Origin of the sequence: Methylobacterium crusticola (assembly GCF_003574465.1) — a bacterium.
Classification (GTDB): domain Bacteria; phylum Pseudomonadota; class Alphaproteobacteria; order Rhizobiales; family Beijerinckiaceae; genus Methylobacterium; species Methylobacterium crusticola.
Map to the genome: position 1 here is coordinate 1 of NZ_QOWC01000441.1, position 2,019 is coordinate 2,019.

General features: G+C 77.9%; 1 protein-coding gene and 1 pseudogene. Both read left to right on the forward strand.

Annotated elements, in window-relative coordinates:
- Positions 1-238 precede the first annotated feature (238 nt).
- Positions 239-1,024, forward strand: coding sequence for a MotE family protein (locus tag DT057_RS34735; RefSeq protein WP_128566533.1), 786 nt, complete (start codon positions 239-241; stop codon positions 1,022-1,024).
- Between the two features lie 157 nt (positions 1,025-1,181).
- A pseudogene (locus DT057_RS34740) lies at positions 1,182-2,019 on the forward strand (hypothetical protein); the annotation flags it as partial.

The following is a 2,019-nucleotide window of genomic DNA, read 5'->3' on the forward strand; positions in this document are numbered from 1 at the left end:
CATGAACCTCCTGCGCCGCTTCGCCGGGCTGCCGCCAGGGAAGCCGCCCGCCGCGCCGTCGGCCGCGTTGCCGGCCGACCCGTCCGCGAAGTCCGCCGCCGGGCCGCCGGCCAAGGCCGCGGCCAAGCCCCCGGTCAATCCCTCGGCCAAGCCCTCGGCCAAGTCCCCGGCCGGTCCCGCGACCAGGCCGCCCGCGGCGCCGGGCGCGGCCGGGGCCGCGCGGGCCCCCCGGCGGCTCGTGCCGAAGAAATCCTGGCGCGGCCCGGATGTCCGGCTGCGCCTGATCGACGGCGTGGCGCTCGCGGCCGGCGGCCTCCTGCTCCTGAAGCTCATCGCGCTCGCCGCCGAGGACGGGCCGCCGAACCAGGCGGGCACGGGCTTCGCCCGGGTCCTCGCCCATGCCCGCGGCGGCTACGAGCCGGCCGACCCCCCGTTCACGGGCTCGGTCACCCCCAAGGAGGCGCCCAGGGACGCCCCGAAGGAGGCCGTCCGGGAGGCCGCCAAGGACCTGCCGGCCCGGGAGGCCCCGCGGGCGGCCGCGCCCGAGCCCGTCTCGCCGGCCGAGCGGGCGCTCCTGGAGAAGCTCGGCGCGCGCCGGGACGCGCTCCAGCAGCGCAACCGCGACCTCGACACCCGCGAGCAGCTGATCGAGAACGCCGAGCGCAAGCTCGAGGGCCGCATCAACGACCTCAAGACCCTGGAGGACAAGGGCGAGGGTACCGCCGCCAAGCGGGCCGAGGCGGAGGCCGCCGGCCTCAAGACCATCGTGACGATGTACGAGACCATGAAGCCGAAGGAGGCCGCGCGGGTCTTCGACCGGCTCAACCTCGACGTCCTGGTGCCGGTGGTCCTCGGCATGAACCCGCGCAAGATGGCCGAGGTCCTGGCGATGATGCAGCCCGAGACCGCCGAGCGCCTCACCGTGGCCCTGGCCCAGCGCGCCCGGGGCGCCGCCGCCCGCCCGGCCCCGGCGAGCCCGGGCCTGCCGCCCGGGGAACTGCCGGCGATCGAGACGGCCCGGTAGCACGCGGCCGCGCCCCGCGCGAGCGGGCCCGGCCGCAGCCCGGCGCGCCGGGCAGGAGTCCCGCCGGGATACGGACGCGTGCCCGGCCCGGGCCCTTAAGCCCGCGTTAGCCCTGACCCGGCATCCTGGCGCCGCGGGTCGGAAGACGGGTTGCGTGATGGGTCGGACGGGCAGGGGCCGGTGCGCGGCGGCGCTGATCGCGCTGGCGGGGCTGGCCGCCGGCGCCACCGCTGCCGCGTCGGCCCAGCTCGTGGCCGTGCAGGGCAGCGAGCAGAAGAGTTTCGGCCGCATCGCCCTGACCTTCGACCACGGCGTGAAGGTCAGCGCCAAAGTGTTCGGCAGCGTGCTGGTCATCAGCTTCCGCGAGCCCGCCAGCAACGCCCGCGAGCGCCTGGCCGCCGAGATGCCGGGCTACGTCGCCCAGGTCCGGCGCGATCCCGACGGCAACGGCATGCGGGTGGCCCTCCAGCGCCCCTACAAGGTCAACGTCCTGGAGGCCGGCGAGCGGGTCTTCGTCGACCTGCTGCCCGAGGGCTGGAGCGGCCTGATGCCGGGCCTGCCGCCCGACGTGGTGGCGGATCTCGCCCGCCGGGCGGAGGAGCTCGAGGCCCGCCTGCGCCAGGAGGCCGCCCGCACCGCGAGGCCCCCGGTGCCCCTGCGCCTCGAGGCCGCGCACCTGCCGACCCTGACCCGCCTCGCGATCCGCCTGCCGCGGGAGGTCGAGGTCAGCCTGGAGCGGGCCGGGGCCGAGGTGCGGGTGCAGGTGCCCGGCTCCTACGTGGTCGACCTGGCGGAGGCGCGCGGGCGCCTGCGGCCGGCCGTCACGGCCCTCACGGCCGAGGCCGGCCGGGAGGCCACGCGCCTGACCCTGACGCTGGCCGAGGGCTACGGCGCCGAGGGGTTTCGCGAGGAGGACGGCTACACCCTCGACCTGACGCGGGCGGGCGAGCCGCCCCGCCCGGCCCCGGGCGGCGCTCCGGCACCGGGCGGCGCTC